The sequence below is a fragment of the Mesorhizobium sp. LNHC232B00 genome (genome assembly GCF_000502435.1).
GTDB lineage: Bacteria > Pseudomonadota > Alphaproteobacteria > Rhizobiales > Rhizobiaceae > Mesorhizobium > Mesorhizobium opportunistum.
The window spans coordinates 1-13,526 of the sequence record NZ_AYWP01000004.1 but is presented as its reverse complement, the minus strand read 5'-3'; the positions used below and the strand labels follow the sequence as shown (position 1 = coordinate 13,526).

Annotated in this window: 14 protein-coding genes and 3 pseudogenes; 10 read left to right on the top strand and 7 right to left on the bottom strand. The window is 61.6% G+C overall.

Annotation, left to right across the window (positions count from 1 at the left end):
* The first annotated feature begins 79 nt into the window (after nucleotides 1-79).
* The 6 genes and pseudogenes from ccoG (at nucleotide 80) to X743_RS161265 (ending at nucleotide 6,838) form a co-directional block, all read left to right on the top strand.
* Nucleotides 80-1,650, top strand: a pseudogene (gene ccoG / locus X743_RS01000000168740) (cytochrome c oxidase accessory protein CcoG).
* On the top strand, nucleotides 1,647-2,144 hold the full coding sequence (locus X743_RS161245; RefSeq protein ID WP_023764648.1) for a FixH family protein: 498 nt from the start codon (nucleotides 1,647-1,649) through the stop codon (nucleotides 2,142-2,144). The pseudogene ccoG and the gene X743_RS161245 overlap by 4 nt, the downstream one beginning before the upstream one ends.
* Entirely contained in the window at nucleotides 2,141-4,447 is a 2,307-nt protein-coding gene (locus X743_RS161250; RefSeq protein WP_023764647.1) for a cation-translocating P-type ATPase, read from the top strand. Before X743_RS161245 ends, X743_RS161250 begins: the two co-directional genes overlap by 4 nt.
* Complete coding sequence (gene ccoS, locus X743_RS161255; RefSeq protein ID WP_013897073.1) at nucleotides 4,444-4,605, top strand: cbb3-type cytochrome oxidase assembly protein CcoS; 162 nt, start codon at nucleotides 4,444-4,446, stop codon at nucleotides 4,603-4,605. Before X743_RS161250 ends, ccoS begins: the two co-directional genes overlap by 4 nt.
* A gap of 203 nt (nucleotides 4,606-4,808) precedes the next feature.
* Entirely contained in the window at nucleotides 4,809-5,915 is a 1,107-nt protein-coding gene (gene nirK / locus X743_RS161260) for a copper-containing nitrite reductase (protein WP_023764646.1), read from the top strand.
* A 53-nt stretch (nucleotides 5,916-5,968) separates the two neighbouring features.
* Entirely contained in the window at nucleotides 5,969-6,838 is an 870-nt protein-coding gene (locus X743_RS161265; RefSeq protein ID WP_023764645.1) for an SUMF1/EgtB/PvdO family nonheme iron enzyme, read from the top strand.
* 68 nt (nucleotides 6,839-6,906) lie between these two features.
* On the opposite strand, the gene X743_RS23805 is transcribed toward X743_RS161265, so the two are convergent.
* From X743_RS23805 to X743_RS161275, 3 genes are all read right to left on the bottom strand, one after another.
* Nucleotides 6,907-7,212, bottom strand: coding sequence for a cytochrome b/b6 domain-containing protein (locus tag X743_RS23805; protein ID WP_280801281.1), 306 nt, complete (start codon nucleotides 7,210-7,212; stop codon nucleotides 6,907-6,909).
* Nucleotides 7,213-7,313: 101 nt separating this feature from the next.
* Nucleotides 7,314-8,489, bottom strand: a complete 1,176-nt coding sequence (locus X743_RS161270; RefSeq protein WP_023764643.1) for an NnrS family protein — start codon at nucleotides 8,487-8,489, stop codon at nucleotides 7,314-7,316.
* A 118-nt stretch (nucleotides 8,490-8,607) separates the two neighbouring features.
* Nucleotides 8,608-9,042 (bottom strand): pseudoazurin, encoded by a 435-nt coding sequence (locus X743_RS161275; protein WP_013897078.1) that lies wholly within the window; start codon nucleotides 9,040-9,042, stop codon nucleotides 8,608-8,610.
* Nucleotides 9,043-9,194: 152 nt separating this feature from the next.
* On the opposite strand from X743_RS161275, the gene X743_RS161280 reads away from it, so the two are divergent.
* The gene (locus X743_RS161280) at nucleotides 9,195-9,896 is read left to right on the top strand and encodes a Crp/Fnr family transcriptional regulator (RefSeq protein ID WP_023764642.1); all 702 of its coding nucleotides are present in this window, start codon (nucleotides 9,195-9,197) and stop codon (nucleotides 9,894-9,896) included.
* Between the two features lie 3 nt (nucleotides 9,897-9,899).
* On the opposite strand, the gene X743_RS161285 is transcribed toward X743_RS161280, so the two are convergent.
* A complete protein-coding gene (locus X743_RS161285) occupies nucleotides 9,900-10,115 on the bottom strand; it encodes a DUF1858 domain-containing protein (RefSeq protein WP_023764641.1) in 216 nt (71 codons plus the stop codon).
* A 183-nt stretch (nucleotides 10,116-10,298) separates the two neighbouring features.
* Here X743_RS161285 and X743_RS1000000171960 point away from each other — a divergent pair, with 183 nt between their 5' ends.
* Nucleotides 10,299-10,403: a CBS domain-containing protein gene (locus X743_RS1000000171960; protein WP_348625895.1), complete on the top strand. Its 105-nt coding sequence runs from the start codon at nucleotides 10,299-10,301 to the stop codon at nucleotides 10,401-10,403.
* Nucleotides 10,404-10,486: 83 nt separating this feature from the next.
* Here the strand turns inward: X743_RS1000000171960 and X743_RS161295 are convergent, their stop codons facing one another.
* Both X743_RS161295 and X743_RS161300 read right to left on the bottom strand, forming a co-directional pair.
* Nucleotides 10,487-10,756 carry a DUF6455 family protein gene (locus X743_RS161295; protein ID WP_023764639.1) on the bottom strand — a complete coding sequence of 90 codons (270 nt, stop codon included), beginning with the start codon at nucleotides 10,754-10,756 and terminating at the stop codon, nucleotides 10,487-10,489.
* 208 nt (nucleotides 10,757-10,964) lie between these two features.
* Nucleotides 10,965-11,777: a universal stress protein gene (locus tag X743_RS161300; protein WP_023764638.1), complete on the bottom strand. Its 813-nt coding sequence runs from the start codon at nucleotides 11,775-11,777 to the stop codon at nucleotides 10,965-10,967.
* 148 nt (nucleotides 11,778-11,925) lie between these two features.
* Between X743_RS161300 and X743_RS161305 the strand changes: the two are divergent.
* Nucleotides 11,926-12,247: pseudogene (locus X743_RS161305) on the top strand (PAS domain-containing sensor histidine kinase); the annotation flags it as partial.
* A gap of 83 nt (nucleotides 12,248-12,330) precedes the next feature.
* On the opposite strand, the gene X743_RS161310 reads toward X743_RS161305, so the two are convergent.
* Nucleotides 12,331-12,603, bottom strand: a complete 273-nt coding sequence (locus X743_RS161310) for a hypothetical protein (RefSeq protein WP_318013424.1) — start codon at nucleotides 12,601-12,603, stop codon at nucleotides 12,331-12,333.
* 235 nt (nucleotides 12,604-12,838) lie between these two features.
* Between X743_RS161310 and X743_RS01000000168735 the strand changes: the two are divergent.
* Nucleotides 12,839-13,526, top strand: a pseudogene (locus tag X743_RS01000000168735) (aminotransferase class I/II-fold pyridoxal phosphate-dependent enzyme); the annotation flags it as partial.

Here is a 13,526-nt window from a genome sequence, read left to right as displayed (position 1 = left end):
TCAACGCGGGTCGATCCATGCGGCGGCAATGTTGCCCAGCGCGCTCAAAATCACAGTCCGCGCGCAAGTGGAGATAGTCGTGCTGGACAAGACGCAGGTAGAACGGCTGGAAGCCGAGGCGGTCAATTCCGCCAAGACACGTCAGCCCCTCTACGCTGCGCGCAAGAAAATCTTCCCAAAGCGCGCCTCGGGCAACTTTCGCCGCTTCAAATGGCTGGTGATGGCGATCACGCTTGGCATCTACTACCTGACGCCGTGGCTGCGTTGGGATCGCGGTCCATTTGCCCCGGACCAGGCCGTGCTGCTCGATGTTGCCAATCGGCGCTTCTACTTCTTCTTCATCGAGATATGGCCCCAGGAATTCTTCTATGTGGCCGGCCTCCTGGTCATGGCCGGCGTTGGACTTTTCCTGATCACCTCGACTGTCGGCCGTGCCTGGTGCGGCTATGCATGTCCGCAGACCGTATGGGTCGATCTGTTCCTTGTCGTCGAACGTGGGGTCGAGGGGGACCGCAACGCCCGCATGAAACTTGACGCCGGCCCCTGGACCGCCCGCAAGCTGATGCTGCGCCTATCGAAGCACGCCGTCTGGTTGGTCATCGGCGCGGCGACCGGCGGCGCCTGGATTTTCTATTTCGCTGATGCACCGACACTTATGGGCGAGCTTTTCACCGGTACCGCCGCGCCTGTCGCCTACATCACCATCGCCGTGTTGACGGCGACCACCTACACGTTCGGCGGCCTGATGCGCGAACAGGTCTGCACCTATATGTGCCCATGGCCGCGCATCCAGGCAGCCATGCTCGACGAGAACTCGCTCACCGTCACCTACAATGACTGGCGCGGCGAACCGCGCTCGCGTCACGCCAAGAAGGTGCAAGCGATAGGGCAGTCCGTCGGCGACTGCGTCGACTGCAATGCCTGCGTTGCGGTCTGCCCAATGGGGATCGACATTCGCGATGGCCAACAACTCGAATGCATTACCTGCGCGCTGTGTATCGACGCCTGCGACGGCGTCATGGACAAGCTCGGCAAAGAGCGCGGGCTGATCTCCTACGCGACGCTCTCCGATTACAACGCCAACATGATGCTGGCGACCGCAGGCGGCTCCAGTTCAATCAATCCGTCGCTGGTCAGGACTGCCGTCGGCACCTTCTCCGATCAGGTGGCGCATTTTCACGTTCGCAAGATCTTCCGGCCGCGCACCTACGTCTACATGGGCCTGTGGTCGCTGATCGGGCTGGGCCTGCTCTATTCGCTGCTGACGCGNTGCTGACGCGCGATCGGCTCGAGCTGAACGTGCTGCATGACCGCAATCCGCAATTCGTCACGCTATCCGATGGCTCCATCCGCAACGGCTATACCGTCAAGCTGCTCAACATGATCCCTGAGCCAAGGACGATCGTCGTCACCATGCAGGGCCTGGAGGGTGCCGATATGGTCGTCGTCGGCGACGACATCCCGGCCGGCCGGTCTTTCGCCATCCCGGTCGAGCCCGACCGCCTGAAAACGTTGAAGGTCTTCGTTCGCCGGCCGGCGGACCAGATCCACGCACCGGCACAGACCTTCAAGTTCCGTGTCGAGGATAGAGCTAGCTTCGAGTCGAACGAGTACACCGCCACATTCAACGCGCCAGAGGCCGCCAAATGACCGCCAATGCCCAAAAGCCTCGCGAATTCACAGGCAGGCACATGCTGGCCATCATTCTCACCTTTTTCGGGGTGGTCATCGCGGTCAACCTGACCATGGCTACGCTCGCCAATACGAGTTGGACCGGCCTCGTCGTTGAGAACACCTATGTGGCCAGCCAGCAATTCAACAAGGAGGCCGAGGCCGGCCGCGCCCAAGCGGCGCTCGGTTGGACCGGCAAGCTGACCATCGCATGGGGCGAAGTCCGCTACAGCCTCTCCGACGCAGCCGGCAAGCCGGTTCCTCTGCACGGTGTCAAGGTGCTGTTTCGTCATCCCGCCTACGAGAAAGAGGACGAATCCGTCACGCTCGCCCTCGCCTCAGGCAAGGAATTCGCAGCGCAGCATATGCCGAAGGACGGCGTCTGGATCGTCGAAGTCGACGCCGATGCCGGCCTGGCGCGACCCTATCGCGACGTCCGCAGGATCATGATTTCTCATGGAGCGCTGCAGTGAGCTGTTGTGCACCGGGCGCTGAAATGGCGCTGGATCTGAACGGCGCCACATCGGTCCTGCCATCCAGCCAGGAAATCAGGTTGGCGAGCCGATCGCTTGGCGACGATCTTCGGCAGACCGACCTTTCAGTGCCGACGGTTCATTGCGCCGCCTGCATCCAGACGATCGAAGCGGCACTTGGAAGGCTCGATCACGTCGAAAGCGCGCGCGTCAACCTGTCGACGAAACGGGTCGCGGTCCGGTGGCGTGGAGACGAGGTGCCACCGTTCGTCGCCGCGCTTGGCAGGCTGGGCTACGAGGCGCATCTGTTCGCACCCGAGATCGACGACAAGGACAAGACGCTTGCCGAACTGATCCGCGCCGTCGCTGTTGCCGGCTTTGCGGCGGGCAACATCATGCTGCTTTCGGTCTCTGTCTGGTCCGGCGCCGAAGGTGCTACCCGCGACCTGTTTCACTGGGTCTCGGCACTGATCGCCATTCCTGCCCTCGCCTTCGCCGGCGGCATCTTCTTCCGGTCGGCCTGGAACGCCTTGCGTCATGGCCGCATGAATATGGACGTGCCCATCGCGGTCGGTGTTTCGCTCGCCTACGCCATGAGCCTCTATGAGACGATCAATCATGGCGACCACGCTTATTTCGACGCGTCGGTATCGCTGCTGTTCTTCCTTTTGATCGGACGTACGCTGGATCATGTGATGCGGGAGCGTGCCCGGACTGCCGTGAAAGGCCTGTCTCAGCTGGCCGCGCGTGGCGCCATGGTGCTGCGCGGCGATGGCGCGCGCGACTATCTGCCGGTCCGCGAGATCGAACCAGGCATGCGGATGTTGATCGCGGCCGGTGAGAGGATCCCCGTCGACGGCAAGATCATCCAGGGAACGTCGGATCTCGACTGCTCGCTGGCCTCAGGCGAAAGCACGCCGAAAAACGTGGCGCCGGGCGAAGCGGTACAGGCCGGCGTGCTCAATCTTACCGGCCCGCTGACGATTGAGGCGACAGCCGCCGCAAAGGATTCATTCCTGGCGGAAATGGTCCGGTTGATGGAGGCCGCCGAGGGCGGCCGCGCGCAATATCGCCGTATAGCCGACCGCGTTTCAGCGCTTTATGCCCCGGTGGTCCATCTCACGGCGTTTGTGACATTCCTGGGCTGGATAGCGGCGACCGGCGACTGGCATCGGGCGATGACGATCGCCATCGCCGTCCTCATCATCACATGCCCGTGCGCGCTTGGCCTCGCGGTGCCGATCGTGCAGGTGGTCGCCGCACGGCGCCTGTTCGAGAACGGCATCATGGTCAAGGACGGCTCCGCCATGGAACGCCTGGCAAGCGTGGACATTGCGGTGTTCGACAAGACCGGAACGCTGACGCTTGGCCAGCCCCGGCTCGTCAACGCGCCGTCGATCGATCCGGCCATGCTGACAGTCGCAGCCGACCTGGCGGCGCACTCGCGTCATCCGTTTTCAAAGGCCATAGCCGGCTTTGCCATTCCTGGCGGGCAGCTCAAATTCGATGCCGTCACCGAGCATCCGGGATTTGGAATCGAGGCCACTGACGCGGGAAGCACCTGGCGCGCGGGAAGTACCTGGCGACTGGGCCGACGCGGATGGGCTGGCTGGAAGGCTCGAACCGGCGGTGAAGGCAAACACGGCTACGGCGGAACGGTGCTGACGAGAAACGGGATGATCGCCGCATGCTTCGTTTTCGAGGATGCATTGCGCGCCGACGCCAGAGCGGCCATCGATCAATTGAGCGACGCCGGGGTTCCCGTGGAGATGCTGTCGGGCGATACCGCGGCAGCCTGTGCCGAGGTTGCGAAGTCACTCGGAATCGAACACTTCGTTCCGTGCCTGCTGCCATCCGGCAAGCTCGAGCGCATCGAAACCCTCGCCAAAGTGGGGCACAGGGTTCTGATGGTTGGCGACGGCCTCAATGATACGCCGGCGCTGAGCGCAGCGCATGTCTCGATCGCACCGGCCACCGCCGCCGATGTTGGCCGCAACGCCGCGGATTTCGTCTTCCTGCGCGAAAGCCTCGTGGCGGTGCCGCTCGCGCTGGACGTCTCGCGCAAGGCAGGAAGCCTGATCCGGCAGAACATCGCAATCGCAATCGTCTACAATGCGGTGGCAGTACCGATCGCCATACTTGGGCACGTCACGCCCTTGATAGCCGCAATTGCCATGTCCGCTTCATCACTGCTGGTCATCGGAAATGCGCTGCGACTGCGAACCGCCGAGCCCATTTCACAGGCCAAAAATGTTCGCCGTGACAGGCTGTCCGACTTCAACGAACTGGCCCGGTCGTCATGACCACCCTCACCTATCTCATACCCGTCGCTCTCTTTCTTGGCGCGCTTGGCTTGGGCGGCTTCCTGTGGGCGTTGAAAAGTGGCCAGTATGAAGATCTCGACGGTGCAGCTGAGCGAATTCTCATCGATCCAGAAGAGAAAAAGCGTCCACTGATCTAAAGATAATCGTTGGCGACAGCTCTCCTTTGGAAGAAGACCGAGACACCAACCTCTTCACCTCAATCGTGGCGCGCGAGATCGTTGTATTCCAGGCTGTTGTTTCTCCGACTAACGCCCATCAATTTGCGCCAGCGCAAAGAAACCCTGCGTCAGGTCCTGTAGCTTTCTTCTCATCCGCAACGGTCGAGACACAGGAGATTGACATGATCACGCGACGCGAAGCCCTCTTCGGAGCAGCGCTCGGCGCTGCCGCCGTTGCGGCACTGCCGGCATTGTCGGCAACGGTCACAAAGGCGGAGATCCGCGGGCTGCCCCGTGAAAAGATCACGCTCGTGGCACCGCCTTTTGTGCATCCGCATGACCAGATCGCCAAGAGCGGGCCGAAGATCGTCGAGTTCACCATGACGATCGAGGAAAAACCTATCGTCATCGATGCCGACGGCGCAAAGCTCAACGCGATGACCTACAACGGCTCGATCCCAGGCCCGCTGATGGTCGTGCACCAGGACGACTACCTCGAGCTGACGCTCATCAATCCCGACACCAACTCGCTCGCCCACAACATCGACTTCCACGCCGCGACCGGCGGCCTGGGTGGCGGCGGCCTGACCTTGATCAATCCGGGCGAACAGGTGACCCTGCGCTTCAAGGCGACGCGGACGGGAACGTTTGTCTATCACTGCGCCCCTGGCGGCGCGATGATCCCCTGGCACGTCGTGTCCGGCATGAACGGTGCCGTCATGGTGCTGCCGCGCGACGGGCTGAGGAACGAAAAGGGCGAACCGGTCAAGTACGACAAGATCTTCTACATCGGCGAGAGTGACTTCTACATTCCGCGCGACGAGAAGGGCAATTTCAAGAGCTACGAATCCGCCGGCGACGGCTACGATGACACCGTCAAGGTGATGCGTGGGCTTATTCCGACCCATGTGGTGTTCAACGGCAAGGTCGGATCCCTGACCGGCGACAACGCCATGAAGTCCAAGGTCGGCGAAACGGTGCTCATCGTCCATTCTCAGGCCAATCGCGATACGCGGCCGCATTTGATCGGCGGCCACGGCGATTATGTCTGGGAGCTGGGCAAATTCGCAAACCCACCGGCCAAGGATCTGGAGACTTGGTTCATCCGCGGCGGTTCTGCGGGGGCGGCGCTCTATACATTCCTGCAGCCGGGCGTCTACGCCTACGTCAATCACAATCTGATCGAGGCCGTGGAACTCGGAGCAACCGCTCACTTCAAGGTCGAGGGCGATTGGAATGACGACCTGATGACGCAGGTCGAAGCGCCCAAACCCATCGCCATCAACTGAACGGCACTTTCAATTGCCCGGACAGCAATGCTGTCCGGGCATGGACAAAAGACATGTCGGCTTTCATCCTGAAACTCATGCCGATCGCCATGATGGCCGCAGCCGTGCCGGTTGGGCTATCGATACAGGCAGCCAGTGGCCATAGACAGTCCCATGTCGCTGCCATGACGGTCAGCCTGCTTCCAGGTTCGATCATCTATCCGATGCCGGGCGAGTACCTTAGGGGCGGACGCCCGCAAGCAAATCCCAAAGTCGAGCGGCAACTCAACGGTCCGCTCGAGATCATGACCAATCAGGTCAGCGCTGCCGACTACGCGGATTGTGTGTCGGCTGGCGTCTGTCGGCCGGCGGAGGAGACCCGCTCAATCCCGCGCGATGCACCTGCAACAGGAGTGAGCTACCTCGACGCCGTTGCCTACGCCCGGTGGTATTCTGATGTGACCGGCAGCCTGTGGCGGCTGCCATCCGACGAAGAGTGGGCCTTTGCCGCGGCGGAGCGGTTCGCTGGGGAATTCGAGGGTGTCGAAAACGATGCCAACAACCCCGCCAGACGTTGGCTCACCAGCTACCAGGCAGAACTTGACCTCAATCGCAAGCCGGACCCGTTGCCAAGGAGCCGGGGCTCCTTTGGTGTGAATTCGCGCGGCCTGGCCGACTTCTCCGGCAACGTCTGGGAGTGGACTTCGACTTGTTATGTCCGCACGACGCTGGCCGAAGACGGAAGCGGTGTTGCGAGTTCGGTCGACAATTGCGGCGTCCACGTCCTCGAAGGCCTTCACAGAGCCTATATGTCGAACTTCGTCAGCGACGGAAAAAGCGGAGGCTGCGCTGTTGCCCTGCCCCCCGACAATCTGGGGTTCAGGCTGGTTCGGGATCGCCCTGGCTGGGCGAGCGATCTGCTCTCCCATTTGGGCATGATCTGACGGCAGGCGCCGTCAGAGTATGCCAACAGGCACGGCTTTGACATGGGCGACAAATTTCCAGACCCGTCCTATCGGCCGGGCGACAGCATCCGCTTCAGCGTGCCATCGCGAAGCCAGTATTGGTGGAACAGTGCCGCCAAGGCATGAACCGAAATCAGGACGATAAACACCGGCTTGCTGAGCGAATGGATGTCGCCCCACGGATCGCCAACATAGAAAGCGAGGAGCCCAACAATCGGCGTTGCGAGCAAGACAAGATAGAAAAGGCCGTGCGATCCACGCGCGGCGATCCGCATCCAGACGGGCCCGCGGTCCGCCGGGCGAGGAGCATCGGGCGCGAATCCTCCTGGAATTGTGGCCGGAAGCTTACGCATTTGTAAGCTGACGGGCATGCGTGTCATGAAAGCGCAGCCGCCGCCCTGCCGCCTTGACTGTAGCGGCAGGGGCTGGCGTCACAGTCTCTTCCGTCGCATCGCTACCTGGCCTTCTGCGTCGTCAAGGCCATGCCGTAAGTCAGGAGGAAGCCGGCATACGCCAGAATCCATGCAGCGCCCGCGGCATGAACGATCCCCTCATAGGGTATAAAAACAGCAAGTATGCGCAACAGGGCTGCGATGAGGATCGCTGCGAAGACAACAATCGCTTGCGGTCCGGCCCGTAGTTGCCGACCGGTATGGCCAAGCGTGGCGCGGGCCATCACCGCGATCGTCATCGAGCCGACGGCGCCGGCGCCCAAAGCATGGAGTCCGGCAGCAACCGGCACCATCGCAGGCAAGAAAATCGACGCCGAAATCAGCCAAAGTCCAACCGGCACGAAGGCGTATGCGAGGTGAAGAATGAGAACGAGCGGATCTCGCAAGGTGCGATCGCCAGCCCACCGCGCCAACCGCCATGCCTGGCTGGCGGCGGCGGCTCCCAGGAGCAGCCCGGAGATATCGTTGTCGGGGGCGAACGTCCAGGCGCCCAGAGCGATGGCTGAAATGGTCAGAGATGCAATGTCGAAACGGTCGAATGGCGTCGGCAGCCTGCCAGGATTTTCGCGCACGAGCCAATTGCGCGTGAAGCTTGGAATGATGCGCCCGCCGATCAGCGAAATGAGCAGGATCGCCGCGGACATTCCGAGCCTGCGGCTGATGTCCGACTTGCCCTGGACATGGGCCTCGATGTGGAACGCACCGTTGGCGCAGGCCATCACGACAAGCGGCAGCAGCACCTTGAGGTTGCGCCAGTTGCGCCCGGCGATGATTTCACGGGCGGCGGCGGCAGCCACCGCAAACAGAAATGAGCCGTCGATCACCGCGGCTGCTTGCCAGCCGATGTCAGCCGAGAAGAAGACAGCGGCGCGCCCGGCAAGCCACAGGACAACTAGCGCCAGCAGCGGCAGGCCTTGTACGGGCAGCCGACCAGTCCAATTGGGGATGGCGGTCAGCAAGAACCCGGTAACGATCGCCGGCAGATAGCCGAACAGCATCTCGTGGATATGCCAATCGATCGGAACAAATACACTGTGGGCCTCGAGCTCGCCCGCATAGATCGGCAGCCAGAGCAGAATCGAGAGCGCGGCATACAATGACCCAAGGAAGAAGAAGGGCCTGAACCCGTAGGAAAGAAAGGCGGGGCCGGAATAGCGCCGCAGACGTGCAATTGCCATGACTTGTGTCCCCAAATGAGTTGTATCCTCAAATGAAAAGGGCCGGATGAACCGCCGCCCTCGGTCCGTCCGGCCCTTGCCCACTCCGACTTGCGGCGAGCAGGCTGTCTGATTGCGGCTAGTTGGCCGCAACCTGGGTGAACAGGTCGGCGAACACCGTCTTTGCCTTGCCTACGTGCTTGACCGCTTTCGCCGCATCCAGGTTTACCGGCTTGCCGACAACGATCAGAGCGACCATCCCCATGCCATAGTGGGGCGCGCATTTGACGCCGTAGACGCCTTCCTTGGTCAGCGTAACGGTGATCTCCTCACTCGGCTTGCCCTTGAACGGCTCGGCGCCATCCGGAATCATGCCCTTGATCGACTCGGCGTCATGGGTCTTGTCGGTCGGCACGAACTTTACGGTATCGCCGGGTGCGGCCTTGACGAAGGCCGGCTGGAAAACCATGGCGCCTTTTTCGCCCTTGTTGAGCATCTGCACGACATGCTCTTCCGCGCTTGCGCCGCCGGCGAGCGCGAGGAGGGAGATTGCAGCAGCGAGGAAGAGTTTCATCGATTTATCCTTTGTCTCATGTTCGCGGCATTGCGCCGTTCCACGTCATTTAGCCCGATGCGGCTGCGAACAATTTGCGCTGGCGCAAACTCGCGCTAAGAAAGGTTTGCCGCGCGATTGGCGCAGCGTCTCGGGTCGTGAGGAAATTCGTTTTGGCTGCGCTGGACCGATCGCTGATATCGCAGCTGCCGCTCTTCCAGGGGATGGCTCCCGAAGAGCAAAACGAAATCCTCCGTAGCGCTCGATCGTCACGCTATGCCAAGGAGTCCGCGATCTTCGAACAGGAAAGCGAGGCTCATTCGTTTTTCGTGCTGATTTCGGGCCACATACGGGTCGTCCGCACCACGCCGGATGGACAGCAGGTCATCGCCAGATACATCAGCGAAGGCGAGATCTTTGGCGTCGCCGCCGCGCTGGGCCGGACAACCTATCCCGCCAGCGCCGTCGCTGCGGTCGACTGCGTGGTGCTGGCCTGGCCCAACGCACTCTGGCCGGAGTTGGTGCGACGATTTCCGGCGTTTGGAGCAACCACCTACAAGACCGTCGGTACCAGGCTGCAGGAGACCCAGACGCGGGTGGTCGAGATGTCGACGGAGCAGGTCGAGCAGCGGGTCGCGCATGCGTTGCTGCGTTTGGCAAACCAGACCGGCCGAAAGACCGACAGCGGCATCGAAATCGACTTCCCAATTTCCAGGCAGGATATTGCCGAGATGACAGGCACGACGCTGCACACGGTAAGCCGTCTGCTAAGCAAATGGGAAGACGTCGGAATAATCGTCAGCGGACGCCAGAAAGTCACGGTCAAGGATGCGCATCGCCTCGTGGTTCTCGCCGAGAGCCGGGGAAAGGGATGATCCTCACCGTTCTCCTCGAACGACCGATTCCAGGTCCGAAATGAATCGGGTTTCGTCGACCTGATGCTCGCGGCATGCTTCGGCCACGGTATGGAAAGCGCCGATCGGACAGCCGACGCAAAGCATTCTGTAGCTCAGCACCACCGGCACCGTTGCCGGCCATTTCCTCATGATCTCGTCCACGACCATGTCAGGTCTGATAGAACCGGACTTCTTCACGGTCGCCTCCGCAGTTGAGAGTGTCATCATACATCCCACCAACCCTGCGGTCGTTGCGCTTTCGCAACCTGCCGCCGACGTTGCCGATTTCTAAAAATGATTCAGATCAAGGGCGCCGCGAGCGAGACTTCGATATGCGTGGGGAAATCGTCCGAGGAGGCAGCCAGGCAAGCCGAAGCGATAATGACCACGCCGGTCATCGCGGTTGACCCGTCTGCGTCAGTCGCCGATGCGGCAGCACTGATGCTCGCCAACAAGATCAGCGGTCAGCGCGATCAGACCGGCTGAGTGCCTGAAGCCGCTGGCGGTGATCGCTCGCGGCTTTCGCTGGCCGCGTTCATTTCATTTTGCTGTCCAGATGAGCTGAAAGACTATCGGTCGCCAGACACGTGTTGCAACCGAGCGATCAGGTCGCTGTTGCGGCAATAGGCCGGTGGCTCGTCAGCTTGGTGGTGATCGTCGAGCCAGGTCGAGCATTCGTCCTGATGACCGCAGGCACGGCAGCGGTTTGCCGCCCGGTCGGTGACAGCCGCGTGATCCGGCACGACCTTCAATTGCCTGTCGACGCCCAGTGCCCGCATCATGCGGCCCATCAACGCCGTCCTGGCGTCAACCGAAATCAGATAGTCGAGAAAGGTCATGTGGTTTGCTCCTGCACATGCCAATCATTGCCTGCAGGCAGCACCATGACATTGATCTCGGTCAACAAACTGCTTCGTCGGCGTCCGGTCCCCCGCTTCCGATTTCCGAGCCAGCAATTGTGATCACGGTCAAAGGCTCCCTTGAGGGATCGGTTCGATCCGGACTGTGACTTCGTGCCCCATAGTTGTAAGCAGCCAGGTTATGGCCTCAGTACGACATGAGCCGATTGATGCCGCTCTCCCGAAGCAGTGTGCGGGTGATGCCGCCGAACGCCCATTCCTGCAATCGGCTGTGACCATAGGTGCCAGAGACGATCAGATCAGCGCGGATCGAGCGCGCGAACGCCACGAGCCGTTCTGCTTTGGCCTCGCCGGTGAGTATTTCCGTCCTCGCCATGATGCCGTGGTGCTCGAGATAGACCGCCACGTCCGCCAGGCTGTTGCGGACACTGTCATCGGCATCGCCCTCTATCGTGGCGACGACCACCTCATTGGCCTTCGACAGAAAGGGCAAGGCATCAGCGATCGCCCGGCGCGCCTCCCTGGCATCCCTCCAAGCGACGAGGACGGTCTTTGCCAAGACATGCTCGACATTGTCGGCCGCGACAAAGACGGGTCGACCGCTGCCAAGCGCCAGGCTACCGACATCGACGGCGCGGAAGACATTACCGCCTTCACCACCGCCGGTCACGATCAGGTCAACCGCTCGGGCGGCAATGCTAAGCAGGCGGGTCGGACTGCAGACCTGCTGCATCCATTCGCTGCTGACGGCGGACGGAACCAGCCGCTCGAATTCGCCGCGCAGTTCGGCGAGGCGTTTTTCGATTTCCGTCCGCTGGATCTGCATGACCTCACCTTCGTAGACCAACCCCTCGCCGGTTCGGACCAGTGGCGGGACATCCGCAGCCGCCAGGCCAATCAGATGAGCGTCAAAGCGCTCGGCAAGGCCCGCAGCGAGCTTCACGATGGGCGCCGGATCCGCGTCTACTGCGAGATTGACGATTATCGACCTGTAGGACATGAAAACTCCTCGCGCTGAAGACGGTGGAATGCCTTGCCAATTGCATGCTTCGGCCTCCGACACCTTGATGCGGGTCAAAGGACGGCGTCTTGATTGTCGCGGCGGTGGGGCGATTCTACTCGTTCCAGAGCGGTATGCCTGCGAAAGGATGAGTGCTACGTCAGCCAGCGTTGCCGGTTCTCAAATCCAAGGGCTGCATGTGAGCAAGAAGGCGCCAGTCCCATCTGGCCGCGAAACCGCGGCGGCAGTGCTTTCCGATGGTAAGCGCGAGGAACAGCGCGGCGCCGCGGGAACATGAGCTTCTTGCCCTGATGTTTGAGCAAGCTCCCGGGTTCATGACCTTGCTGAGCGAGCCCGGCCATGTTTTCCAATTGACCAACGCCGCCTATCAACGCTTGATCGGTCAGCGGCAGGTCATCGGAAAACCGGTGCGGGAGGCCTTGCCTGAGCTTGAGGGTCAGCGCTTTTTTCATCGCGCGAATGTCATGAGCAAGATGGGCGCGGGCAGCCTGTCGCACCTCGTGCGCATGGCGATGATCGCCGACTCCACGCATTAAGCAGGAAGTGAATTTGTCTGCTTGTGTTCTGGCTTCCAGTGCCGCCAGTGGGTCGGCCGAATGCCAACGCGAGCACCGGTGGCGGCGTCCTTCCAGCCTTCCTTACCTTTTTCACAGGGGAATACGAGCGTGTGCAAGCCATCATCATCGATGACGGCCAGTTCGAGGCTACGGCCATATGGCGCGCTTGCGATCGGATTCCACATCGCGCCACTGTGAAAGAAGGACTCCTGCAGCGCTTTGATTTGAATCATTTTCGCGGCGGCCAAATGCTATTTGTAATGGTGGGTTGGGCCCGGCCAACGTGGCAGTGCTCAGACATGCTTTTGCGCTTGGGAGTCCGTTCTTCGAACTGGAGGAAGGAAGTCATTTCGCCGAACCGTCGAGCGCGCTAGCAAAAATTGACCTGGCTCAATGCGAGCCTGTCTTGCCGCTGCAAAGGTGACGCCAAGAGCTTCCATGCTCTCACGGCCACTCGGCTTTTTTCAATCAGGAAGGTTTGACATGAACTACCAGCGGTTCTTCGAAGAAGCGATCGACCAGCTCCATGCCGAGCGGCGTTATCGCGTCTTCGCCGATCTCGAGCGCATCGCGGGCCGGTTTCCGCGCGCCATATGGCGTTCCAACGGTCGCGCCGAGGAAATCACCGTCTGGTGCTCCAACGACTATCTCGGCATGGGCCAGCATCCCGACGTCATCGCCGCGTTCCAGAACGCGGCCGGCAAGATGGGCTCGGGCGCCGGCGNCTGGAAAGCCTGCTGCAGGCGGCGGGCCGCGAACGCGCCAAGCTGATCGTCTTCGAAAGCGTCTATTCGATGGATGGCGACATCGCGCCGATCAGAGAGATCGTCGAACTGGCCGAGCGCCACAATGCCATGACCTATATCGACGAGGTCCATGCGGTGGGCATGTACGGGCCGCGCGGCGGCGGCATCACCGAGCGCGAGGGCCTGGCCGACCGCATCGACATCATCGAAGGCACGCTGGCCAAGGCGTTCGGCACGCTGGGCGGCTATATCACCGGCACCAGTGCGGTGATCGACGCGGTGCGCTCCTATGCACCGGGCTTCATCTTCACCACGGCGCTGCCGCCGGCGATCGCCGCCGCGGCCACCACCTCGATCCGCCATCTCAAGGGTTCGCAGGCCGAGCGCGACGCCCAGCAGCAGCAGGCGAGCCGGACCAAGCAGAT